Origin of the sequence: Stutzerimonas stutzeri (genome assembly GCF_024448935.1) — a bacterium.
GTDB classification, from domain to species: domain Bacteria; phylum Pseudomonadota; class Gammaproteobacteria; order Pseudomonadales; family Pseudomonadaceae; genus Stutzerimonas; species Stutzerimonas stutzeri_AO.
Genome location: NZ_JAMOIE010000012.1, coordinates 21,125 through 44,246, shown reverse-complemented (window position 1 = coordinate 44,246; position 23,122 = coordinate 21,125). Strand labels below are relative to the sequence as shown.

25 protein-coding genes and 1 pseudogene are annotated in these 23,122 nt (G+C 64.7%); 16 read left to right on the top strand and 10 right to left on the bottom strand.

All coding sequences use genetic code 11. The features are described from left to right. Positions 1 to 81 precede the first annotated feature (81 nt). The 6 genes from NA637_RS05555 to NA637_RS05530 all read right to left on the bottom strand — a co-directional run bounded on the left by NA637_RS05555 (position 82) and on the right by NA637_RS05530 (position 7,199). Positions 82 to 1,437: an 8-oxoguanine deaminase gene (locus NA637_RS05555; RefSeq protein WP_256071334.1), complete on the bottom strand. Its 1,356-nt coding sequence runs from the start codon at positions 1,435 to 1,437 to the stop codon at positions 82 to 84. Positions 1,438 to 2,176: 739 nt separating this feature from the next. Then, a complete protein-coding gene (locus NA637_RS05550) occupies positions 2,177 to 2,878 on the bottom strand; it encodes an ABC transporter ATP-binding protein (protein WP_256071333.1) in 702 nt (233 codons plus the stop codon). 2 nt (positions 2,879 to 2,880) lie between these two features. Continuing rightward, positions 2,881 to 3,648, bottom strand: a complete 768-nt coding sequence (gene livG / locus NA637_RS05545) for a high-affinity branched-chain amino acid ABC transporter ATP-binding protein LivG (RefSeq protein WP_256071332.1) — start codon at positions 3,646 to 3,648, stop codon at positions 2,881 to 2,883. Further along, a complete protein-coding gene (locus NA637_RS05540) occupies positions 3,645 to 4,901 on the bottom strand; it encodes a high-affinity branched-chain amino acid ABC transporter permease LivM (RefSeq protein WP_256071331.1) in 1,257 nt (418 codons plus the stop codon). The genes livG and NA637_RS05540 overlap by 4 nt, the downstream gene beginning before the upstream one ends. Beyond that, positions 4,898 to 5,821, bottom strand: coding sequence for a high-affinity branched-chain amino acid ABC transporter permease LivH (gene livH / locus NA637_RS05535; RefSeq protein WP_256071330.1), 924 nt, complete (start codon positions 5,819 to 5,821; stop codon positions 4,898 to 4,900). The genes NA637_RS05540 and livH overlap by 4 nt, the downstream gene beginning before the upstream one ends. A gap of 259 nt (positions 5,822 to 6,080) precedes the next feature. Next, positions 6,081 to 7,199, bottom strand: coding sequence for a branched-chain amino acid ABC transporter substrate-binding protein (locus NA637_RS05530; RefSeq protein ID WP_256071329.1), 1,119 nt, complete (start codon positions 7,197 to 7,199; stop codon positions 6,081 to 6,083). A 210-nt stretch (positions 7,200 to 7,409) separates the two neighbouring features. Here NA637_RS05530 and NA637_RS05525 point away from each other — a divergent pair, with 210 nt between their 5' ends. The 10 genes from NA637_RS05525 (at position 7,410) to NA637_RS05480 (ending at position 14,351) form a co-directional block, all read left to right on the top strand. Then, positions 7,410 to 7,727 carry a DUF2288 domain-containing protein gene (locus NA637_RS05525; protein WP_256071328.1) on the top strand — a complete coding sequence of 106 codons (318 nt, stop codon included), beginning with the start codon at positions 7,410 to 7,412 and terminating at the stop codon, positions 7,725 to 7,727. A gap of 150 nt (positions 7,728 to 7,877) precedes the next feature. Further along, positions 7,878 to 9,293 (top strand): F0F1 ATP synthase subunit beta, encoded by a 1,416-nt coding sequence (gene atpD, locus NA637_RS05520; RefSeq protein ID WP_423836700.1) that lies wholly within the window; start codon positions 7,878 to 7,880, stop codon positions 9,291 to 9,293. Next, positions 9,290 to 9,736 (top strand): F0F1 ATP synthase subunit epsilon, encoded by a 447-nt coding sequence (locus NA637_RS05515; RefSeq protein WP_256071327.1) that lies wholly within the window; start codon positions 9,290 to 9,292, stop codon positions 9,734 to 9,736. The genes atpD and NA637_RS05515 overlap by 4 nt, the downstream gene beginning before the upstream one ends. After that, complete coding sequence (locus tag NA637_RS05510; RefSeq protein ID WP_256071326.1) at positions 9,733 to 10,008, top strand: AtpZ/AtpI family protein; 276 nt, start codon at positions 9,733 to 9,735, stop codon at positions 10,006 to 10,008. Before NA637_RS05515 ends, NA637_RS05510 begins: the two co-directional genes overlap by 4 nt. Further along, positions 9,990 to 10,292 carry an ATP synthase subunit I gene (locus NA637_RS05505; protein WP_256071325.1) on the top strand — a complete coding sequence of 101 codons (303 nt, stop codon included), beginning with the start codon at positions 9,990 to 9,992 and terminating at the stop codon, positions 10,290 to 10,292. The genes NA637_RS05510 and NA637_RS05505 overlap by 19 nt, the downstream gene beginning before the upstream one ends. Then, positions 10,289 to 10,948, top strand: a complete 660-nt coding sequence (locus NA637_RS05500; RefSeq protein WP_256071324.1) for a F0F1 ATP synthase subunit A — start codon at positions 10,289 to 10,291, stop codon at positions 10,946 to 10,948. Before NA637_RS05505 ends, NA637_RS05500 begins: the two co-directional genes overlap by 4 nt. A 45-nt stretch (positions 10,949 to 10,993) precedes the next feature. After that, complete coding sequence (locus tag NA637_RS05495; RefSeq protein WP_256071359.1) at positions 10,994 to 11,233, top strand: F0F1 ATP synthase subunit C; 240 nt, start codon at positions 10,994 to 10,996, stop codon at positions 11,231 to 11,233. Between the two features lie 13 nt (positions 11,234 to 11,246). Beyond that, complete coding sequence (locus NA637_RS05490) at positions 11,247 to 11,990, top strand: F0F1 ATP synthase subunit delta (RefSeq protein ID WP_256071323.1); 744 nt, start codon at positions 11,247 to 11,249, stop codon at positions 11,988 to 11,990. Beyond that, entirely contained in the window at positions 11,974 to 13,509 is a 1,536-nt protein-coding gene (locus NA637_RS05485; RefSeq protein ID WP_256071322.1) for a F0F1 ATP synthase subunit alpha, read from the top strand. The genes NA637_RS05490 and NA637_RS05485 overlap by 17 nt, the downstream gene beginning before the upstream one ends. Beyond that, positions 13,506 to 14,351, top strand: a complete 846-nt coding sequence (locus NA637_RS05480; RefSeq protein WP_256071321.1) for a F0F1 ATP synthase subunit gamma — start codon at positions 13,506 to 13,508, stop codon at positions 14,349 to 14,351. Before NA637_RS05485 ends, NA637_RS05480 begins: the two co-directional genes overlap by 4 nt. 12 nt (positions 14,352 to 14,363) lie before the next feature. Here NA637_RS05480 and phnE read toward each other — a convergent pair whose 3' ends face one another. The 4 genes from phnE to NA637_RS05460 all read right to left on the bottom strand — a co-directional run bounded on the left by phnE (position 14,364) and on the right by NA637_RS05460 (position 17,732). Next, positions 14,364 to 15,131 carry a phosphonate ABC transporter, permease protein PhnE gene (gene phnE, locus NA637_RS05475; RefSeq protein ID WP_256071320.1) on the bottom strand — a complete coding sequence of 256 codons (768 nt, stop codon included), beginning with the start codon at positions 15,129 to 15,131 and terminating at the stop codon, positions 14,364 to 14,366. After that, a complete protein-coding gene (locus NA637_RS05470; RefSeq protein ID WP_256071319.1) occupies positions 15,128 to 15,961 on the bottom strand; it encodes a PhnE/PtxC family ABC transporter permease in 834 nt (277 codons plus the stop codon). Before NA637_RS05470 ends, phnE begins: the two co-directional genes overlap by 4 nt. Further along, entirely contained in the window at positions 15,955 to 16,815 is an 861-nt protein-coding gene (locus NA637_RS05465; protein ID WP_256071318.1) for a phosphonate ABC transporter ATP-binding protein, read from the bottom strand. Before NA637_RS05465 ends, NA637_RS05470 begins: the two co-directional genes overlap by 7 nt. A gap of 65 nt (positions 16,816 to 16,880) precedes the next feature. Continuing rightward, on the bottom strand, positions 16,881 to 17,732 hold the full coding sequence (locus NA637_RS05460) for a putative selenate ABC transporter substrate-binding protein (protein WP_256071317.1): 852 nt from the start codon (positions 17,730 to 17,732) through the stop codon (positions 16,881 to 16,883). Between the two features lie 360 nt (positions 17,733 to 18,092). On the opposite strand from NA637_RS05460, the gene NA637_RS05455 reads away from it, so the two are divergent. From NA637_RS05455 to NA637_RS05430, 6 genes and pseudogenes are all read left to right on the top strand, one after another. After that, on the top strand, positions 18,093 to 19,151 hold the full coding sequence (locus NA637_RS05455; RefSeq protein WP_256071316.1) for a M4 family metallopeptidase: 1,059 nt from the start codon (positions 18,093 to 18,095) through the stop codon (positions 19,149 to 19,151). A gap of 23 nt (positions 19,152 to 19,174) precedes the next feature. Further along, on the top strand, positions 19,175 to 19,498 hold the full coding sequence (locus NA637_RS05450; protein WP_256071315.1) for a protealysin inhibitor emfourin: 324 nt from the start codon (positions 19,175 to 19,177) through the stop codon (positions 19,496 to 19,498). 68 nt (positions 19,499 to 19,566) lie between these two features. Then, positions 19,567 to 20,454, top strand: a complete 888-nt coding sequence (locus NA637_RS05445) for an NAD(P)-dependent oxidoreductase (RefSeq protein WP_256071314.1) — start codon at positions 19,567 to 19,569, stop codon at positions 20,452 to 20,454. Beyond that, positions 20,451 to 21,233, top strand: coding sequence for a hydroxypyruvate isomerase family protein (locus NA637_RS05440; RefSeq protein WP_256071313.1), 783 nt, complete (start codon positions 20,451 to 20,453; stop codon positions 21,231 to 21,233). The genes NA637_RS05445 and NA637_RS05440 overlap by 4 nt, the downstream gene beginning before the upstream one ends. A 27-nt stretch (positions 21,234 to 21,260) precedes the next feature. Further along, positions 21,261 to 21,702, top strand: a pseudogene (locus NA637_RS05435) (MFS transporter); the annotation flags it as partial. A 130-nt stretch (positions 21,703 to 21,832) separates the two neighbouring features. Then, positions 21,833 to 23,098: an Hsp70 family protein gene (locus NA637_RS05430; protein WP_256071312.1), complete on the top strand. Its 1,266-nt coding sequence runs from the start codon at positions 21,833 to 21,835 to the stop codon at positions 23,096 to 23,098. Positions 23,099 to 23,122 lie beyond the last annotated feature (24 nt).

The window sequence follows — 23,122 nt, the reverse complement described above, 5'->3', positions numbered from 1 at the left end:
CTCGCCGCGTTGTCAAGCGGGTCGAGGCTCGTGCCGTAACCTGGGTCTGTTGCGGCACGACGCCCCGTTAGGAGGCATCGTTCAGCCTGCGATCAGTGCCCGCGCAGCCTGACTGTGGTTGGCAATCAGTTCGGCTACGTCCAGACCTTCGATCTGGCCATCGATCACGCGCCACTTGCCGCCGACCATCACCCGGTCGGCTCGGTCGGCGGCGCACAGCAGCAGCGCGGCGACGGGATCGTGGCTGCCGGAGAAGCGCAGTTCGTCGAGCCTGAACAGGGCGAGGTCGGCCTGCTTGCCGACCGCCAGCTCGCCGATGTCGCTGCGCCCGAGCAGGCGCGCGGAACCGCGGGTCGCCCAGCCGAGAACCTTCTGCGAGGTGATCTTCTCGGCGCCGTAGCGCAGGCGCTGGATGAACAGCGCCTGGCGCGCCTCGAGCATCATGTTGGAGGCATCGTTGGAGGCCGAACCGTCGACGCCCAAGCCGATGATGGCGCCCTTGTCCTCGAGCTCCAGGGTGTGGCAGATGCCCGAGGCCAGGCGCATGTTGGAGCTTGGGCAATGGCAGATGCCCACACCGGCCGCGCCCAGGCGGTGAATCTCCACCTGGTTGAAATGGATGCCATGGGCCAGCCAGGTCCGCGGGCCGAGCCAGCCGACGCTCTGCAGATAGTCCACGGTGCGCATGCCGAAGCGCTTCGCGCAGAACTCCTGCTCGTCCAGGGTCTCGGCCAGGTGCGTATGCAGGCGCACGTCCCGCGCTTCGGCTATCTCGGCACAGGCACGCATGATCTCGGTGGTGACCGAGAACGGCGAACAGGGTGCCAGGGCAATCTGGGTCTGCGCACCGTCGCCGCGCTCATGGTAGCGGTCGATCAGCCGCTCGCTGTCGGCAAGAATCGTCTCGGCGTCCTGCACCACGCTCTTGCACGGGAGGCCACCGTTCTCCTTGGACAGGTTCATCGAACCGCGGGTGAGCATCGCGCGCATGCCCAGCGCGCGAACGGCCTCGACCTGGATATCGATGGCATCCTCGAGCCCGCCCGGAAACAGGTAGTGGTGATCCGCTGCCGTGGTGCAGCCGGACAGCAGCAATTCGGCCAGCGCCACCTTGCTCGCCAGCTGCAACGCCTGCGGCGTGAGCCGCGCCCAGACCGGGTAGAGGGTCAGCAGCCAGTTGAACAGTGGCTCGTTGACCGCCGGCCCCCAGGCGCGGGTGAGGGTCTGGTAGAAATGGTGATGGGTGTTGACCAGCCCCGGTAGCACCACGTGCTCGCGGGCGTCGAAGGTCTCGTCCACCGGCAGCGAGGGCGAGGCCCCGGCAGCGAGCATTTCGACGATGAGGCCGTTCTCGACCACCAGCCCGCCGGGGGCTTTCTGGTCGTTTGCGGTGAACAGGGCGAGGGGATTCTTGATCCAGATTCGATGAGCAGCCATGGCCGGCGTTCTCCTGAAGGGTTGAGTTCAGAGTAGCCAGCTCAGTTATGCCCTGTCTGCTGATCCAGGGAGACGCCTGGTCAGGGACGCCTACTAGTCAGGGATGCCTAGTCGGGAGACGCCTAGGAGACGCCTGGTCGGGAGACGGCTGGTCGGGAGACGTCTAGTCAGGGACGTCTACTAGTCGGGGACGCCTAGTCGGGGCGCTCGATCGGGCGCGCCTAATCGCACGCCTACCAAGGCGCGTGGAGCACCATAATGGCTCGCGGGCAGGTTGTCACTCTCTGCATTTATCTGCGTTTGCCTAAGGGAAGACGATGGGTTGCACCCATCTACCTGGGCGGTGCAACCGTAGGATGGGTGCAACCCATCGCTCCTGAGCGCCATACGGGACCCGTCCAGGGGAGGCCGATTAGCGTCCGAGCCCGCCGATCGGTGCGTCCGTGGAGTTGAATGGGTTTCACCCATCCTACGACAGGGCAATCGCAGCGCTTGCCGCTCGATGAGCCAGGTCCACGTGGGATGGATGCAACCTGTCGTGGCGTTCCCGGTTCCATGAGTTTGATCACGTAGGATGGGTGCTAACCCATCAAGGCAGTGCATCCATGAATGGAGCAGATACGCAACTGCGCAGGCGGAGCCCGTCATGACCTTGATGGGGCACCCATACTACCGCTGCGAGGGGTTTGTTCCAGGCATGAAAAAGCCGGGCTGGTGTCCGGCTTTGTCGGTTCCCTGATCAACCGCCCAGGTAAGCGTCGCGGACCTTGGGATCGCTCAACAGCGCTTCGCCGCTGCCCTGCATGACGATGTGCCCATTCTCCAGCACGTAGCCGCGGTCGGCCAGCTTGAGCGCCTGGTTGGCGTTCTGCTCGACCAGGAAGATGGTCACGCCGTCTTCACGCAGCTGCTCGATGATCTCGAAGATCTGCTGAATGATGATCGGCGCCAGCCCCAGCGACGGTTCGTCGAGCAGCAGCAGCTTGGGCTTGCTCATCAATGCCCGGGCGATGGCGAGCATCTGCTGCTCGCCGCCGGACATGGTGCCGCCGCGCTGCTGGAAGCGTTCCTTCAGGCGCGGGAACAACAGCAGCACCTTGTCCAGCTGCTCCTGAAAGTCCGTGCGGTTGGTGAAGAAGCCGCCCATGACGAGGTTTTCCTCCACGGTCAGGCGGGCGAAGATGCGCCGCCCTTCAGGCACCACGGCAATGTCTTTGCGCATGATGTCACAGGTCTGTTTGCCGACCAGCTCATCGCCTTCGAAGCGGATGCTGCCCGAAGACGCTTGCGGCGTACCGCACAGCGTCATCAGCAAGGTCGATTTGCCAGCACCGTTGGCACCGATCAAGGTGACGATCTCGCCCTTGCGGACCTCGACGTCGACGTTGTGCAGCGCCTGGATCTTGCCGTAGAAGGTCGAGACGCTTTCGAAATACAGCATGGTTACGCCTCCCCCAGATAGGCTTTGATCACGTCCGGATTGTCCCGAATCTGCTCCGGCGTGCCGTCAGCCAACGGGCAGCCCTGATTGATCACGACGATGTGGTCGGAAATGCTCATGACCAGTTTCATGTCGTGCTCGATGAGCAGCACCGTGACGTCATGGGTGTCGCGCAACATGCCGATCAGCGCCTTGAGGTCCTCGGTTTCCCGCGGGTTCAGGCCGGCTGCCGGCTCGTCGAGCATGAGGATGCGCGGGCGCGTCATCATGCAACGGGCGATCTCCAGGCGGCGCTGCTGGCCATAGGCGAGGGTGCCGGCCGGGCGGTTGGCCACGTCGGTGAGGTTGACCTGCTCGAGCCAATGGGCGGCGAAATCCATCGCCTCGTGCTCGCTCTTGCGAAACGCCTTGGTCTTCAACAGGCCGGACAGGAAGTTGGTGTTCAGGTGCCGGTGCTGAGCAACCAGCAGGTTTTCCACTGCGGTCATGTCCTTGAACAGGCGGACGTTCTGGAACGTCCGCACCACGCCCTTGCGGGCGATCTTGTGGCCCGGCAGGCCCTGGATCGCTTCGCCGTCGAGCAGGATCTTGCCGTCGGTAGGCTGGTAGAAGCCGGTCAGGCAGTTGAATACCGTGGTCTTGCCGGCGCCGTTGGGGCCGATCATCGAAACCACTTGTTTGTCCTGTACGCTCAGGCCCACCCCGTTGACGGCTAACAAGCCACCGAAGCGCATGGTCAGGCCGCGTACTTCAAGAATCGGGCGGCTCATCGCTTCAGCTCCAGGTAGGGGCGTTGCATGGGCAGCAGACCCTGCGGACGCCAGATCATCATCAGCACCATCAAGGCGCCGAACATCAGCATGCGGTACTCGCTGAACTCACGCATCAGCTCGGGCAACAGGATCATCACGACGGCGGCGAGTATCACCCCCAGCTGTGAACCCATGCCGCCGAGCACGACGATGGCGAGGATGATGGCTGATTCGATGAAGGTGAACGACTCCGGCGACACCAGGCCCTGACGGGCAGCGAAGAAGCTGCCGGCGAAACCGGCGAAGGTCGCGCCCAGTGTAAAGGCTGAGAGCTTGATCACGGTGGGGTTCATGCCCAGCGCGCGGCAGGCGATCTCGTCCTCGCGCAAGGCTTCCCAGGCACGGCCAATGGGCATACGCAGCAGCCGGTTGATCACGAACAGCGTCAGCAGCACCAGCAGCACGGCGATCAGGTAGAGAAAGATCACCTTGTTGATGGATTGATATTCCAGCCCGAAGAACTCATGGAAGGTCTGCATGCCCTCGGCAGCGCGACGGTCGAACGAGAGGCCGAACAGTGTGGGCTTGTCGATGCCGCTGATGCCGTTCGGACCACCGGTGAGATCGGTCATGTTGCGCAACAACAGACGGATGATCTCGCCGAAACCCAGGGTCACGATCGCCAGGTAGTCACCCCGCAGGCGCAGCACCGGGAAGCCCAGCAGGAAGCCGAACAGCGCCGCCATGGCGCCGGCAATCGGCAACGCCACCCAGAACCCGATCCCGTAGTAGTGCGAAAGCAGGGCATAGGTATAAGCGCCGACTGCGTAGAAACCGACGTAACCGAGATCCAGCAAGCCTGCAAGGCCGACGACGATGTTCAGGCCAAGACCCAGCATCACGTAGATCAGGATCAAGGTCGCGATGTCCACCGCGCCGCGCGAGCCGAAGAACGGCCAGGCGAGCGCCACCAGCACCAGTCCGATGATGATGTAGCGCTGGGTCGAGGGCAGGGTCAGGAAATTCCCTGCTCCGGCCGGTACCCGCGGCAAGTCAGGCGTCGCGGCCCAGCCGGCGGCGGCGTGATGACGGAACAGCTGCCAGAAGAACATGGCCACGGCGCAGGCGGCGATGATCCAGAAGGTATTCGCGTCGCTGCCATGGACTTCGAGGCGAATGCCGACGGTGGTGAGTTTCAGGCCGAACACCGGTACCGCTACGGCAAATACCAGCAGTGCGCTGAAAAACGCCGTGCGCAGATTGCGAGTCATACCTTTTCAACCTCCGGACGGCCGAGAATGCCAGTCGGACGGAACAGCAACACCAGCACCAGCAGGCTGAACGCAACCACGTCCTTGTATTGATCACCGAAAATGTCGGCGCCGAAGGCTTCTGCAACACCCAATACCAGGCCGCCCAGCATGGCGCCCGGGATGCTGCCGATACCGCCGAGTACCGCAGCGGTAAACGCCTTGATACCGGCGAGGAAGCCGATGTGCGGGTTGATCACGCCATATTGCATGCTGATCAGAACGGCCGCGACGGCTGCCAGCGCAGCGCCGATGACGAAGGTCAGGGCGATGATGCTGTTGGTGTTGATGCCTAGCAGGTTGGCCATTTTCAGGTCTTCGGCGCAGGCGCGGCAGGCACGGCCCAGGCGCGAGCGGGAAATGAACAGGGTCAGGCCCAGCATGGCGATGATGGTGACGACGAAGATCAGCACCTGCATGTAGGAAATCACCACCCCGTTCATGGCGCTTTCACCAAAGATGAAGTTGCCGGGCATCAGGTTGGGAATCGCCTTGTCCTTGGAGTCCTGGGCGAGCAGGACGACGTTCTGCAGGAAGATCGACATGCCGATCGCGGAGATCAGTGGGATCAGCCGGTTGCTTCCGCGTAGCGGTCGATAGGCGACCCGCTCGATGCTGTAGCCATAGGCGCTGGTGACGATCATGGCTGCTGCGAATGCGCCGATCATGAGGATGGGCAGCGAATCGAGCCCCATCATGGTCAGCCCGACGATGGCGATAAAGGTGACATACGAGCCGATCATGTACACCTCGCCGTGGGCGAAGTTGATCATGCCGATGATGCCGTAGACCATCGTGTAACCGATGGCTATCAAGGCATAAGTGCTGCCAACGGTCAGGCCATTGATCAGCTGTTGGAAGTAGTGGTAAAGCTCAGGCATTACATTCTCCTGAACACCCAGCAGCCCGTGCTCGACCGCCAAGGCGGACCTGCTTCGAACACGCTGCACGGAGAATGCGGCGCCAAGGGCTATGTGCGGATCACGCACGGGCCAGGTTCGAGGCGGGCCAGCTGTGCAGGCCACTCGCTTGGTTGAAGGTGTTACTGGGGCGTCCCGTGCTTGTGGCCGGGTTGGCCCCGATCAGCTAAAACAAAGCCCACAGCGGAGGCCGTGGGCTTCGGATCGGTTGGTTATGGGTTTACTTGGCTTCGGTCTTGGTGCCGTCCTGGTGCCATTCGTAAACCACGAAGTTGAAGTCTTTCAGGTCGCCCTTCTCGTCGAACGAGAGGTTGCCGGTCGGCGTATCAAAGGTGTTGCTGCGCAGCGCTTCGGCCACCTTGGCGGTGTCGGTGCTGCCGGCTTTCTCTATGCCTTCGGCAATGACCTGGACCGCGGCATAGGCCGGGAACACGAACGGGCCGCTTGGGTCCTGGTTCTTCGCCTTGAACGCGTCGACCAGCTGCTGGTTGCGTGGATCCTGATCGAACGACTTTGGCAGGGTAACCAGCAGGCCTTCGGAAGCCGGGCCGGCAATGGCGGAGATTTCCTTGTTGCCGACGCCTTCAGGACCCATGAAGCGGACGTTCAGGCCCTTCTCCTTGGCCTGGCGCAGCAGCAGGCCCAGTTCCGGGTGATAGCCGCCGTAGTAGACGAAATCGACGTCTGCCTGCTTGAGCTTGGAGATCATCGAGGAGAAATCCTTGTCGCCGGCGTTAATGCCTTCGAACAGGCCGACCTTGACGCCTTTCTCTTCCAGGGTCTGCTTCACCGCGGTGGCGATGCCTTCACCGTACTGCTGCTTGTCGTGGATGACGGCGACGTTCTTCGGCTTGACATGATCGGCGATGAAATTTCCGGCGGTGGGGCCCTGCAAGCTGTCCAGGCCGATGGTGCGGAAAATCAGCTCATAACCACGCGACGTGATGTCCGGGCTGGTCGAAGCCGCGGTGATCATCAGAATGCCTTCGTCTTCGTAGATATCCGATGCCGGTTGGGTCGAGCTGGAGCACAGATGGCCGACCACGAAGCTGATTTCGTCGTTGACGATCTTGTTGGCGACTGCGACCGCCTGTTTGGGGTCGCAAGCATCGTCATACACGACGCCCTCCAGTTGCTGCCCATTGACCCCGCCCTTCTTGTTGATCTGCTCGATGGCCATCCGGGCACCGATGAACTGCATGTCCCCGTACTGCGCGACAGCTCCGGTAACCGGACCGGCCAAGCCGATCCTGAGGTTGTCGGCGGCCAGCGTGTAGCTCGCTGCACCCGTCAAAGCGATAGCCGTGAATAGTTTCGAAAGACGCTGCTTGGTCTTCATATGCGCTCCGCTTGCATCATTATTTTCTAGGATTGTTCGGATCCTGCGCGCTGCAGTGTCGTCAAGGGCTCAGCGCCCCCAAACGGTACGGCAACTGTACCGGCACAGTGTAGAAGCGCCAGCACCCGTTTGCACGGTCAGGAATTCCATCCGATTGATGAGATTTACCCGAGCGCTATCATTGCGCCCTTTTCAGACTGGGTGAAGCTCATGCGCGAAGATTCAAGCACTCTCTATGCCAAGCTGCTGGGTGAGACAGCCTCGACTACCTGGCAGGAGCTGCAACCCTTCTTTGCTCGTGGCGCGCTGCTGCGGGTGGCCAGTGCCCTTGATCTGATCGCGGCGGCACAGGCGGTCGCTGAGGATGATCGGGAAAAAGTGACCGCATGGCTGGCAGAAGGCCATCTCGGCAAGCTTGAGGCAGAACAGGCCCAGGACTGGCTTGAGCGCGATCCGTCACTCTGGGCCGTTGTCGTTGCGCCCTGGGTGCTGGTCCAGGAACGCGGCCCGCAGCCGTCCCTGCACTGATCAGTCCTGCACATTTGAGGTGCAACTCAGGTGCAACGCGAAAACGCCTTCATTCATTGCGCCAGAGCAATTCCCAGGGCGTAGAATGGTTGCAGTTGCCGGCGGGCCTGGCAATCATCCGTCTCAGGCACGGCAGCGGGGGATACCGATATGGAGGCGCTGCTCGAAGGACAGGTCAGTACGGTACGTGGCGCGGTCGTCGACGTACTGTTCGGCGCGGGCTTGCCGGCCATCGGCGATGCGCTCGAGGTGTTGCGCGAAGACGCCGAGCCGCTGTTGATCGAGGTCCAGGCACATCTGTCCGAAACCGCCGTGCGGTGCATTGCGCTGGCCGCGACTGCGGGCCTGCAGCGCGGCGGTCGGGTACGCTCGCGCGGCGGGCCGTTGCAGGTTCCGGTGGGAGAGGCGGTGCTGGGTCGCTTGCTCGATGTCAGCGGTCGGGTCGGCGACAAGGGGCCGGCGCTGCCTGCCGATATTCCGCTTCGGCCGATCCTGCGTTCACCGCCTCCGCTTGCCGCACAGAGCGTCGGACGCGAGCTGTTTGCCACCGGTATCAAGGTCATCGACTTGCTCACGCCATTGGTCCAGGGCGGCAAGGCTGCAATGTTCGGCGGCGCCGGTGTCGGCAAGACGGTGCTGGTGATGGAGTTGATCCATGCCATGGCCGAGCGCTACCAGGGCCTCTCGGTGTTCGCTGGCGTGGGCGAGCGTTCGCGCGAGGGTCACGAGCTGCTGCAGGACATGCGCGATTCCGGCGTGCTCGACAAGACGGTGCTGGTCTACGGCCAGATGAGCGAACCGCCCGGCGCGCGATGGCGTGTCCCCTTGACCGCGTTGAGCATCGCCGAATACTTTCGTGACGAGCGCCGGCAGAACGTCCTGCTGCTGATGGACAACGTGTTTCGCTTCGTCCAGGCCGGTGCCGAGGTGTCCGGCTTGCTTGGCCGGCTGCCTTCGCGGGTGGGCTACCAGCCGACCCTGGCCGATGAGGTGGCGGCGCTGCAGGAGCGCATCGTATCGGTCGCTGGCGTGGCGGTTACCGCCATCGAGGCGGTGTATGTGCCGGCCGACGACTTCACCGACCCCGCCGTCACTGCCCTCGCTGTGCACATGGACAGCATGGTGGTGCTGTCGCGCGCGATGGCGGCCGAGGGTATGTACCCGGCCGTCGACCCGATCGCCTCGTCCTCGATCATGCTCGATCCGCTGGTGGTCGGTCAGGCGCACGTCGACACCGCCATCGAGGTGCGCCGCAGCATCGAGCACTATCGCAGCCTGCAGGACGTGATTTCACTGCTGGGCGTCGAGGAGTTGGGCGTCGAGGACCGCCGCATCGTCAACCGCGCACGGCGATTGCAACGCTTCCTGACGCAGCCGTTCACGGTCACCGAAGCCTTCACCGGCATGCCGGGCTGCTCGGTCAGCGTGGACGAGACGCTGGCTGGCTGCCAGGCGATCCTCGCCGGCAAATGTGACGACTGGCAGGAAAGCTCGCTATACATGGTCGGCACGCTGGATCAGGCCCGGGCCAAGGAACAGCAGCTGCGCGAGGAGCCCAGCGCATGAGTCGCTGCCTGCGCCTGCAGATCAGCACCCCGCGGGAGGTGCTGCTCGAGCTGAATGACGTGGTCGCATTTCGTGGTGAGGACGCCAGCGGGAGCTTCGGCCTGCTGGGCGGCCATGAAGACCTGCTCACCGTCCTGCAGCCCACCGTTCTGCGCTGGCAGCGCGCCGGCGGCGAGCGAGGGTATTGCGCGGTGCAGGGCGGGGTGCTGAGCCTCAGCGGGCAGGCCCTGCGGATTGCCTGCCGTGACGGCTTGATCGGCCCCCGACTCGAACAGCTCGAGGCAGGCATTCAGCGGGCGCAGCAGGCGCAGGTCGACAGCGAACGCCAGGCCCGTGTCGAGCACTTGCGTCTGCACACCCAGGCGGTGCGGCAACTGGTGCGCTACCTGCGTCCCGAAGCAGGGGGCGAATTACCCCAGGACTCCAGCGGAGGGTTGTCGTGACGGATCCGCACGAGGCGTTGCGCGAGGCGGCTCGGCGGGCGGCCAGCCGGGCCGAAGAGGCCGAGCGCGATCCCGAACCCTCGCTGGCGCGGCGTTTGGCGCAGATCGGTGTGCTCGGCTGGGCAATCGTCCTGCCGCTATTGCTGGGGTTGCTGTTGGGGCGCTGGCTTGACCGGCTGCTGGGGACGGGCGTGACCTTCGCCGCGGCGCTGCTCTGCTTGGGCGCAGCGCTCGGTTTGTGGTCGGCCTGGCGATGGATGCACCGCCAATGAACGCGGGCGCCGTTTTGACCCTGCTCTGGCCCCTCGGCTGCGGGCTGTTGGCCGGCGTGCTGGCCGGCGTGCTGCACTTCCATCTGCTGGCGCGAAATGTCCGCCTGTTCACGGCCGGCCGGGTCGGGCCGGGGCTGCTTCTGCAATTGGCGCGGCTGGCGGCGACGGGGACGGTGCTGGTGGCCTTGGCGCGTCTTGGCGCCGGTGCAGTCCTGGCCGGCGCAGTTGGGGTGCTGCTGGCGCGTCACCGCGCACTGCGCCGAGCCGGGAGCGAGGCCTCATGATCGGCTCGCCGCTCGACAGTCACATCCTCTTCCAGCTGGGGCCGGTCCCGATCAGCACCGCCGTAGCGGTGACCTGGGGCCTGTTACTGATGCTGGCGGCGACCAGCGCCTGGCTGACACGCCGGCTGGCGCTGCGTCCGACAGCGCTGCAAAGCCTGCTGGAACTGTTGATCGAAACCCTCGATGGTCAGATCCGCGACACCATGCAAACGGGTCCGGAACGATACCGCACGCTTGTCGGCACGCTGTTCGTGTTCATCTTGGCTGCCAACTGGTCATCACTGATACCGGGCATCGAGCCGCCCACTGCGGTGCTGGAAACCGACACCGCACTGGCGCTGATCGTGCTGCTGGCAAGTATTGGCTACGGCATCGTGGCCAAAGGCTGGACCGGCTACTTGCGGACCTTCGCCGAGCCGAGCTGGGTGATGATCCCGCTGAACATCGTCGAGCAGCTCACGCGCACCTTCTCGCTGATCGTGCGGCTGTTCGGAAACATCATGAGCGGCGTGTTCGTGGTCGGCATAGCGCTGTCGCTGGCCGGGCTGCTCGTACCCATCCCGTTCATGGCGCTGGACCTGCTCACCGGCGCCATCCAGGCCTATATTTTCAGCGTGCTGGCCATGGTTTTCATCGGCGCTGCCGTGGCGTCCTAGCGGCGTTCTGTATTGCGTTTCAACCGGAGGTGAACAGTGGACAACATGATCGAAATCGTCAGCATCATCGCAGCGGCACTTGCCGTTTCGTTCGGTGCGATCGGGCCGGCCCTGGCCGAGGGGCGCGCCGTGGCGGCGGCAATGGATGCCATCGCTCGCCAGCCCGAAGCCGCCGGCACCCTGTCGCGAACCTTGTTCGTCGGGCTGGCGATGATCGAGACGATGGCCATCTATTGCCTGGTCATCGCTGTGCTGGTGCTGTTCGCCAATCCGTTCATCCAGTGAGCGCGGTCGCCCGATGAAGCTCGACTGGTGGACCTTGGGGCTGCAGCTGATCAACGTGGCCGTGCTGATGTGGCTGCTGTCGCGTTTCCTGTTCAAGCCGGTGGCCGGGATCATTGCCGAGCGCCAGCGCGTGGCCGCCGAGCTGCTGGACCAGGCGGCAGCGGCCAAGGCCGAGGCCCAGGCGCTGGGCGACAGCGCGCAGGCGGCCCGCGACGAGCTGGCGCAGTCGCGCGCGGCCGCGCTGGAAGCGGTGCAGCAGGAGGCGGCGGCGTTGCGCAATCAGTTGCTCGAAGAGGCGCGCGCGGCCGCCGCGGAACACCGCGAGCAGGCGCAGCAGGCCTTGCAGGACCAGCAGCAGGCGGCCCGGCGGCGCACGGAGGCCGACGCTGCCCGGTTGGCACTCGACATCGCCCGCAAGCTGCTGGCCCGCCTGCCTGCCAGCGCGCAGGTCGGCGGCTTCGTCGATGGCCTGGTGGCGGGGCTGGCGCTGCTTCCGGAGGGTGTGCGGACCTGCTTGGGACAGGCGCCCCAGCACTTTGAGCTGCGGGCCCCGCGCCCTTTGGTCGACAGCGAGCTGGCCGAGATCCGTCAGGCACTCGCTGCCGCCCTGGGCCAGCCGGTCAGCCTCGAATTGGTGATCGATCCCGAGCTGGTCGCCGGGCTGGAGCTGAGTGGCGGCGCGGCGCTGGTGCGCAACAGCTTCCGTGCCGACCTGGAGCGTGTGCAACACGAGCTGCTGGATGTCGACCATGGCTGAGCGCGAAGCGAACGTCAGCGACTGGCTGGCCCGGAGCCGGGCCGCACTCGAGCGCACGCCGATCGGTGCCGAAGCGGGGGAGATCGGCCGGGTCGAGCAGGTTGGCGATGGCATCGCCCAGGTCTCCGGGCTGCCAGGGGCGCGCCTCAACGAGCTGCTGCGGTTCGGTGAGACCAGTTTCGGCTTCGTGCTGACGCTGGATGCCGAGCGTATCGCTGCCGTCCTGCTCGATGACCCCAGCGCCATTGCGGCGGGCACCGAAGTCCGTGGCACCGGCGAGGTGCTGCAGGTACCGGTCGGCCCGGAGCTGCTCGGGCGCGTCGTCGACTCCCTGGGCAGGCCGCTCGATGGCGGCGCGCCGGTCGAGGCCAAGCAATGGCTGCCCATCGAGCGCCCCGCGCCGGCGATCATCGATCGCGACCACGTCCGTGAACCGGTGGAGACCGGTGTGCTGATCGTCGATGCGCTGTTCGCCATCGGTCGTGGCCAGCGCGAGCTGATCATCGGTGACCGCGCCACTGGCAAGACCTCGTTGGCCATCGACGCCATCGTCAATCAGAAGCACTCCGAGCTGATTTGCGTGTATGTGGCGATCGGCCAGCGTGCCAGCGCGGTACAGCAGGTCATCGAGGCGGTGCGCGAGCACGGCGCGGCACAGCGCTGCATATTCGTGGTCGCGTCAGCATCCGCGGCGCCAGGCATGCAATGGGTGGCGCCCTTCGCCGGCTTCAGCATCGCCGAATATTTCCGCGACCGCGGCCAACATGCGCTGGTCGTGCTCGACGACTTGAGCAAGCATGCCGCTACCCATCGTGAGCTGGCGCTGCTGACCCACGAGGCGCCCGGCCGTGAGGCCTATCCGGGTGACATCTTTTACCTGCATGCGCGGTTGCTCGAGCGTGCCGCCAAGCTGTCCGTGGAGCTCGGTGGTGGCTCGCTGACCGCGCTCCCGATCGCCCAGACCGAGGCCGGCAGCCTGTCGGCGTACATCCCCACCAACCTCATCTCCATCACCGACGGCCAGATCGTGCTGGACAGTCACCTCGCTGCCGCCAACCAGCAACCGGCCGTGGACGTCGGGTTGTCGGTGAGCCGGGTCGGCGGCAAGGCGCAACCGCGGGTTCTGCGAGACGTGGCGGGGCGGGTGCGTCTTGATTACGCGCAGTTCCTCGAGCTGGAACTGTTTACCCGCTTCGGCGGGCTCAGTGACAGCCGGGTCAAGGCGCAGCTTCAGCGCGGTGAGCGCACCCGCGCAGTGTTCGCCCAGCCTCGGTTCGCTGCCTTGCGCCGGATCGACCAGGTGGCATTGCTGGCGGCCCTGTCCGAAGGTGTCTTCGACGCCTATCCGGCTACGTTGCTCAAGACCTTGCGCATACGCCTGCCGGCCTGGCTGGATGCGCGCGCCGCCGCGCTGGCGCAGGAGGCCCGGCGCAGCGGGCAATTGACCGATGCGCAGCGCACCGCGCTGGTCGCCGAAGTCGCGGCCCTGTGCGCCGAACTGGGCGGTACCGCGCCGTGAGCAGCCGCCTCGGCGAGCTGTCGCGCCATCTGGAGACCACCCGGGAACTGGCGGGGGTGATCGGCGCCATGCGCGGCATCGCCGCGGCCCGTTCGCGCGATGCCCAGCAACGCCTGGCGGGTGTACGCGCCTATGCCAGCACCCTGGGCCAGGCGATCGGCGAAGGCCTCGGCCTGCTCGACGAGATCGACCGTCCCGCGGCGCCGGGCAATGGCTTGCACGCCCACCTGCTGCTGGTGATCTGCGCCGAGCAGGGCTTCGTCGGCACCTTCAACGAGCGGCTCATCGAGGTGGCGGCCGAGCGGCTGCAGCAGCGGCCGGGTGATCTGCTGGTGGTCGGCGCACGCGGACAGATGAGCGCCGTCGAGCGTGGCCTGCACCCGGTCTGGGCGCAGCCGATGGCAGTGCATCCGGATGAAACCCAGGCCTTGGCCGGGCGCATCGCCGAGGCGCTCTACGCGCGCCTTGATCCGGTGCAGGCCATGCGGGTCTCGCTGGTACACGGCGTGCCGGGGCAGGCGGGCGCGCAGGCGATCGTCACCCGCTCGTTGCTGCCGTTCGATTATTCACGTTTCCCGGTGTCGCCCGGCCAGCGGGCACCGCGGGTGAATCTCGACCCCGGCCGGCTCGTCCAGCAGTTGGCCGAAGAGTACGTCTATGCCGAGTTGTGCGAGGCGCTGATGCTGTCCTGCGCCGCCGAGAACGAGGCGCGGATGCACGCCATGATCGCCGCCCAGGACAACATCGGGCGTCGCCGGGACACGCTGCAGGCGCAGTTCCGCCGCGTGCGCCAGGACGAGATCACCGACGAAATCATCGAACTCTCCTCCCAGCGGCTCTGAGCGTCGCCGCGGTCAGGGGCGCACCCAGCGCAGCCGGGCCCAGCCGCTCAGCGCGTCGACCGCCAGCACCATCAGCAGCATCGCCAGGATCACCGTTGCCGCCTGCGCTTCCTGGAACAGGCTGAGGCTCATGTAGAGCATTTGCCCCAGTCCGCCGGCGCCGACGAAACCCAGCACGCTGGCCATGCGGATGTTGTTTTCCCAGCGATACAGGCTGTACGCCACGAGTTGCGGCCACAAGCTTGGCAGCGTGCCGTAGAAGAAGGCGCCAACTCGCCCGCTTCCGGCCAGTCGCAATGCCTCGCTTGGCGCGCTCGGCGTATTCTCCAGCGCTTCGGCGAACAGCCGGCCCAGCACACCGGCGGTGTGCAGCGCCAGGGCCAGGGTGCCGGCATTTGGTCCCAGGCCCGCCGCCAGTACCATCAGTGCCGCCCAGACCAGTTCGGGTATCGCCCGAAGCGCATTGAGCAGCAGCCGTGAAGCGCCCTGGGTGACCAAGCCGAAGCGTCCGGCGGCTGGCAGCGCCAGTATCAAACCGAGCACAGCCGCGAGCAGCGTGCCGATGGCCGACATGGCCAGTGTTTCCAGGGCGCCGTTAGCGATTGCGCGCAGGTGCGGCGCTGACAGATCGGGGCTGAGGAAAGCAGCAGCGTATTCGGCCATTTGCGCCGCGCCATCACGGCTCATCAGGGCGCTGGTGTCGAGCTGCAAGTAGGCGAACGAAGCGACCACCGCCATGATTAGCAATAGTGGTAGCGCAGAGCGCGCCAGCGACTTCATACGAACCTCCTGCGCAGCAGCTGGCTGAACAGATCCGCCAGCAGCACCAGCAGGAGGAAGGTCAGCAACATGCTCGCCACTTCGCCGCCGGCGAACATGCGCATCGACAGGTCCATCTGCTGGCCCAGGCCGCCCGCACCGACAAAACCCATGACGACCGAGGCACGGATGGCGCACTCCCAGCGATAGACCGTGTAGGACAGCATCTCGCCCGTTGCCTGTGGCAGCACGCCGTAGGCAAAGGCCTGCAGACGTGAACCCCCCGCGCCGATCAATGCGCGCGTCGGCAGCGGATCGACCGACTCGAAGATTTCTGCGTAGACCTTGCCGAGCATGCCGGCGTAGGTGATGGCGATGGCCAGTACGCCAGCGGTTGGGCCAAGGCCGACGGCCCGCACGAAGAGCAGCGCCCAGACGATTTCCGGCACGCTGCGTAGCAGGATCAGCAGCCCGCGTACGGGCCAGCGAACGGCCTGCGCCCACCAGTGCGGACGGCCGCCGCGACTCAGGGCCGAAATCGACAGCGCGCGCGTTGCCAGAAGCGCACAGGGAATGGCCAGCGCCAGCGCCAGCGTCATACCCGCCGTGGCGATGGCGAGCGTTTCCAGCGTTGCACGCCCCAGCTGAAGTAGAAATGCCGTGTCATGTGCCGGAGGCCAGAAACCGGACAGGAAGGCGCCCATGGTGTCGGCGTTGCTGCCATCGATCAGCACGCTGAGGTCCAGCTCGCTCAATGACAATCCAGGCCAGAGCAGAGCCAGCGCTAGCAGCGTCAGCAACAGGCGTGAGCGAGCGGCAGGGTCGCGCCGGGTGAGGGTGGGGTTCAGCATCGGGGCATATGCAGGCTCTGGCCCGGTGTCGGCTCAACGGGTGCGAAGCCTTGCAACTGGTCGTTGGCATAGAGCGCATCGAGCTCGCCCGGCGTCACAGTGCTGGATGCTTTATCGAACAGGATTCGCCCGTCGCGCACTGCGATCACCCGAGGGAAATGCTCCAGCGCCAGCTCGACCGCGTGCAGGCTGGCTATGAGTGTGGCCTGGCCACGCGTGGCTTCGCGATTCAGTACGTTCAACGAATAAGCCGCCAGCACCGGGTCCATCGCGGATACCGGCTCGTCTGCCAGCATGAGCGTCGGGCTCTGGTACAGCGCACGGGCAATGCCGACGCGCTGCAACTGGCCACCTGACAGCTGATCGCAGCGCTCATAGAGCTTGTCTGCCAGATCCAGCTTACCCAGTACTTCGGTCGCGCCGTTCTTGTCCAGCGGGTAGACCAGACTGAGCAGGCTGCGGCCGAGCGACCATTGCCCCAGCCGCCCGGCCAGCACCGAGGTAATCACGCGTTGGCGAGGGGGCAGCGGCGGTGCCTGATGAATCAGGCCGATGCGACTGCGCAGCTTCTGCCGGGCACCGACTGATAACGTCCAGGGCTGGCAACCGAGCAGTTCGAACTCACCAGTGCTCGGCTGCAGGTGCGTGGCGAGCAAGCGCAACAAGGTGGTCTTGCCTGCGCCAGAGGGACCGATAAGCGCAACGCGTTCGCCTCTCGCGATCTGCAGGTCAACGTCGCGCAGCGCGACGTGACCGTTGGCATGGCAGTAGCTTACGCCGGACAGGCTCAGGGCCGGTTCGGTCTGGTTTGTTAGCGAAGTGCGCGGGCTCGAAGACAGCATCGACACGCTCATTCAAGCGTGCTCGCCTGGCACTGCCCGAGCGGTCCGCAGGGTCGCAGCGGACCGACTGGCATGACTCATTTCAACAGGCCAGCGGCACGCGCGGCTTCCTCGATGCCTTCGTAATTGTCCGGGCGCGTTTCGATGAAGCGCGTTGCGGCCTGCAGGTCGAGGATCTTCCTGTGTTCCGGGTGCTTCGGGTCGAGGTTGAGGAACGCGTTTTTGATCTTCTCGACCAGCGCCGGGTCGAGGTTACCGCGTACGGTCCAGTTGTAATCGTAGTAGGGCGGGGTGGTCGCGATGACCCGCACCTTGTCGGTGTCGACCTTGCCAGCCGCGACCAGCCTGTCCCAAACCGAGGCATTGAGTACGCCACCGTCGGCCTTGCCAGCCTGAACCCAGGCGGCCGTGGCGTCATGGGCGCCGGAATAGGCGATGCGCTTGAAGAACTGCTCGGGGTCGATGCCGTCCTTGATCATGAAGTAGCGTGGCATCAGGCTGCCGGAGGTCGAGGACACGGAGCCAAACGCAAAGGTCTTGCCCTTGAGATCCTGCAGCGTCTTGACCTCGGGATCGGCGGTGATGAATTTGCTGGTGAATCGCTCGTCCTGCTCACGCTGTACCAGCGGCATCGCATCGCCCGTTTTCAGGCGAGTCTGGACGAAGGTGAAACCGCCGAGCCAGGCCAGGTCGAGGCGGTCGGAAGCAAGTGCTTCGACAACTGCCGCGTAATCGGAGACCGGAGTGAATTTCACCGCCATGCCCAGTTCTTTTTCGAGGTATTGGCCCAGCGGTTCGAACTTGCGAATCAGCTCGGTCGGGGCTTCGTCGGGGATGGCCGATACGCGAAGCACGTCGGCGGCATGGGTGGTGGCAATAGACAACGAGAGGGCAAGGCCGGTGACGGCTGCCAGGGGGCGCTTCAGCATTGTGGTTCTCCGGTTCAATAGCGGAAAAAGCGCGCGGATTATAGAGGTAGAAGGCTGCGCCAACGCAAGCGTCTGGCCGAGATGGCGCTGCCGCTTGGCGAAACGGAGATGAACGCCTGGGTGTGGCAAGTTTGGTGCGCTGCCTGTCCGGTCGGGAACCCACATGGACGGCGCCAAGCCCGCGCGTCGGACCAGGTCGAAATGACATGGGTCAAATGATGCTCAGTTTGGAGCAGTGAATAGGCTTTTGCTCTAGCCTGCTGAAAACAGACATCGAAAACCGCCGGCACGACAACGCTGCGCCCTGACCGGCTCAACATGCGTGGATGCCTGCAAGCGAGCTGGCTGAAGGGGGACCCCATGCACAACTCAACCATGCGCCACGGCTTCATTCCGCCTTACATACTCAGCCGGATCATCGAGCACGGCTCCGCGCCACAGCGCGAACGAGCGCTCGGTACCCTGTCCCATATTCGTCATCTGCTGCCCAATCCCGGGCCACCCAACCGTCAGCCAATCGTCAGCGCGTTGCCTGAACGAGACCTGCCCGGTGAACCGCGACGCAGCATTCACGATGCAGGGCAGCAGATGTTGCTGCCTGGGGCACTGGCCAGAATCGAGGGACAGCCGCCGGTCGGTGATGCGGCGGTCGACGAGGCCTACGATGCGTTCGGCAAGGCCTACCAATGCTTCTGGCAGGTGTTCGGGCGCGACTCGATCGACAATCACGGTTTCCCGCTGATCGGCACGGTGCACTACGGTGTCGGCTACGAGAATGCCTTTTGGAACGGCGCACAGATGGTCTTCGGCGATGGCGACGGCGAGATATTCAATCGCTTCACGCGGTCTCTGGATGTCGTGGCGCACGAGCTGACTCATGGCGTCATCGAAAGCGAAGCCGGGCTGCTGTACGTCGATCAGTCCGGCGCCCTGAATGAATCGCTATCTGACGTGTTCGGCGTGTTGGTCAAGCAGTTCAGCCTCAAGCAGACAGCGAACCAGGCCGATTGGTTGATCGGCGCCGAGTTGCTGACCGACAAGGTGAGCGGTTCGGCACTGCGCTCAATGGCCAACCCGGGCAGCGCCTATGACGATCCGCTGTTGGGCAAGGACCCGCAGCCGGCACACATGCGCGACTTTATCGACACCCGTGACGACAATGGTGGGGTGCACTTGAACTCCGGCATTCCCAATCGCGCGTTCTATCTTGCCGCTCGGGCGCTCGGCGGTTACGCCTGGGAGAGGGCTGGGCGCATCTGGTATGACACCCTCTGCGATCGGCGTTTGGCCACGGATGCGGATTTCGTCGCGTTTGCTGGTTTGACGCTCGATAACGCGGTGATCCGCTTCGGTGCCGGCAGTAGCGAGGCGCAGGCGGTAAGGCAGGCATGGACAGATGTCGGTGTCCGTGTGCCGTAAACAGGCCCCAACGAGGAGACGTCATGAAACAGTTACCACCGTTGGACAAGGAAGCAACCGTTCGCCTTTCACGGCAGGGCGGGTTCGCCGCGATGCAGGCACTCGCCCGGCCGCGTGAGATCGATTTCGCCAGCTGTGACGAACGCCAACGCGGCCAGATTTGCTCCGTGCTGCAAGGCTGCCTTCCGTTGGCGAGTGCCGACGCCGGGCAGGGCGACCGTCGTTACTACCAGATCGAGCTTCACTACCGCGAAAACGAGCATGACGGCGAGATGCTGCTGCAGGTCCCCGAAGAGCGGGCGCCCGGGGAGCTGGTGCGCTTGTGGGACAAAGGCGAGCTGCTTTGAGGCCGGCTTGGCCATCGGCCCCTGAGCGGCGCTAGAATCCCGGCCCCGGTTTTAGAGGAACCACCCGCATGTCTGATTTGCCCATGATCGCTTTTGCCGGCATCGGCCTGATGGGCCTGCCAATGTGCCGCCGGCTGCTCGCTGCCGGCTATCGATTGACGGTCTGGAACCGTTCCCCCGAAAAATGTGCGCCCCTGATAGAGGCCGGCGCGCGGCAGGCCAGCAATCCGGCCGACCTGTGCAGCGCCGCAGACCTGGTGCTGCTTTGTCTGGCAGACACCGCGGTGGTACGTGAGGTGGTGTTTGGCTCGGGTGGCATCGTCGAGGGAGCGAAAGCGGGGCAATTGCTGGTCGATCATTCCAGTCTGGAGCCAACGGCCACGCGCGCCATGGCCGCCGAACTCGAATCCCGCAGCGGCATGCGCTGGGTCGATGCGCCGGTGTCCGGCGGTACGGCGGGTGCCGAGACGGGCAACCTGGCAATCATGGCAGGCGGGCGCGGCGAGGATGTCGAACGGGTTCGACCCGTGTTGGCACACCTCGGCCAGCGGTTGACCCACATGGGCGATGTCGGCGCCGGCCAGGTGACCAAAGCCTGTAACCAGATGATCGTCGCCTGTAATGCATTGGTCATCGCCGAAGTGGTGACTTTGGCCGAACGATCCGGGGTCGACGCCACTCTCATCGCGTCGGCACTGGCTGGCGGTTTCGCCGATTCCAAGCCGCTGCAGATCCTCGCGCCGCAGATGGCCCACAGCGAGTTCGAGCCGGTGAAGTGGCGCGTTCGCACCCTGCTCAAGGACCTCGACACGGCCGTGCAGCTCTCTCGTGAAGCAGGCGCAGCCACGCCCATGACCGGACTCGCCGCGCAGCTGATGCGCCTGCACGGCAGTCAGGGCGAGCTGGAAAATGACCCGTCCACGCTGGTCAGGATATTCCGGGAGCAAGATCGATGAAGATTGCAGCCAACCTGTCCATGTTGTTCACCGAACTGCCGTTGGCCGAGCGCATCATGGCCGCTCGGATTGCCGGGTTCGATGGTGTAGAAATCCAGTTTCCCTACGAGCTCCCTGCCCTGCAGCTAAAGGAGTTGCTGGAGCGTGCGGGTCTGCCGCTGGTGCTGATTAACCTGCCGGCTGGCGATTTCATGCTGGGCGGTGCGGGGCTGGCGGCGGTGCCGTCACGGCAGGCTGAGTTCGATGCGGCGCTTCAGGAAGGCCTGACCTATGCGGCCATGACGCGCCCACTGTGCGTCAACGTCTTGCCGGGCCGGCTGGCCGAAGGTGTCACGCGCGAGCAAGCCTTGGAAACCCTGACAGCCAACCTGCGCAAAAGCGCCGAGGCGTTCGCATTGCTTGGCGTTCGAGTGGTGTGCGAGGCGATCAATCCGCTCGACATGCCCGGCTTTCTGATCAATACACCCGCGCATCTGCAAGCGCTGCTGGAGCGTGTCGACCATCCTAATTGCCAGGCTCAGCTGGACCTCTATCACATGGCCCGTCAAGGGCTGGACGTCGCCACGGGTATCCGGCTGCTGGGATCGCGGATCGGTCATGTGCAGTTCGCCGACTGTCCCGGCCGTGGTGCGCCCGGCACGGGTTCGGTAGCGTTCGAACCGCTGCTCGAAGCGTTGCAAGCGGTGGGCTATTCCGGCTGGTTGGCGGCTGAATACCGTCCCGATAGCGCCGACACCTCAACCAGCCTTGGTTGGCTAGAGGCTTGGCGGCAGCGCTGACCCGTCGCATCGGCCGGCATCAGCGCACTGGTGGAGGCGTCGATCGCCACCGGCGTGATCGTCGGCTTGACCGGTTTGATCGGGCTGACCCTCGGCGGTTGGGTTGCCGACCAGATCCACCAGCGTTTCGCCCGTGGTCGGCTGATCTTCGCCGCCATCAGCATGGCGAACCGCGATGGCCCTGTTTTTTGCCGGTCTGTACCTGCTCGGCGGTGGCATGGGCACGGTGATGGTAGGGCTGTTGTCGGATCATTTTGCCGAAGCCGCAATGCTGGCCGCTGGCGCCAGCGAGATGAGCGAAGTCTTCCGCGCCGAAGGTCTACACGGTGCGATGTATCTGATCCCCGGCTCGCTGCTGCTCACCATGGTGTTCCTGTTCCAGGCCTCGCGCACCTTCTGTCACGACTCCAGGCGCATGACCGACGGCATGACCGACTCCGCCGCGGCTGCAGAGGCGGCGCTGGCCTGACCCTCCCTGATGCTGTGGTGAACAACCGCAGCATCAGGCGCAGCCGTGCCCTATCAAAACGACGATTGGCCTGCATTTGCCGGCGGGCTCGCATACACTGCGCGGCCGTTTTTGGCAGTCCGGACCGCACATGTATAACCCGTCCCCCGCCCGCGCCTGCGGCATCGACTTCGGTACCTCCAATTCCACCGTCGGTTGGTGGCGTCCTGACGCCGAGCCGCTGTTGGTGCTGGAAGACGATCAGCAGACCTTGCCCTCGGTGGTGTTCTTCAACACCGAAGAGTGTCGTCCGGTCTATGGTCGCCTGGCCTTGGCCGAATACCTGGAAGGCTACGAAGGGCGGCTGATGCGCTCGCTGAAAAGCCTGCTCGGGTCCAAGCTCCTCAAGAGTGAGACGACCGTGCTCGGCGGCGCGATGCCGTTCAAGGAGATCCTCGGGCTGTTCCTCGGGACGCTCAAGCAACGCGCCGAGATCCAGGCCGAGCGTTCGTTCGACGAGGTGGTACTGGGCCGTCCGGTGTTCTTCGTCGACGACGATCCGCAGGCGGACAGGGAAGCGGCGAATACACTCGCCGCGGCGGCCAACAGGATCGGTTTCAAGGACGTCTCCTTCCAGTACGAACCCATCGCCGCAGCGTTCGACTACGAGTCGCGCATCGAGCGGGAGGAGCGCGTGCTGATCGTCGACATCGGCGGCGGTACCTCGGACTTTTCACTGGTGCGGCTGGCACCGGAGCGGCGGCAGATCGATGACCGTCAGGACGACATCCTCGCCACCTCGGGCGTGCACATCGGCGGTACCGATTTCGACAAGCAGCTCAGCTTGCAGGGGGTAATGCCGCTGTTCGGCTACGGCAGCCGGATGAAAAGCGATGCACCCATGCCCACCAGCACTCATCTCAATCTGGCCACCTGGCACACCATCAACGCGGTCTACGCTCCAGCTTCGCTGCGTGCATTGCAGAGCATGCGCTACGACATCGTCGACCCCACCGGAATCGACCGGTTGTTCAGCCTGATCGAGCAACGCGCCGGGCATTGGCTGGCGATGCAGGTCGAGCAGGGCAAGATCGAATTGACCGAGCATGAGCGCTTCCTGATCGACTTCGCGCGAATCGAACCCGGCCTCGAAGCCACACTCACGCGTCCTGTATTCGAAACGGCGATCAGCCCCCTGCTCGAACGAATCCGCACCACTGTCAGTCAATTGCTCAGGAGTGCCGGGCTCAAGCACGAGGACATCGACACGGTCTTCTTCACGGGCGGCTCCAGTGCGATCCCGGCGCTGCGCCATAGCGTCGCCGCCTTGCTGCCACGGGCACGCCACGTTGAAGGCAACCGCTTCGGCAGTATCGGTAGCGGCCTGGCCATCGAGGCGCGCAAGCGCTACGGTTGAATCGCCCGTCATGCCTGCTGTGCG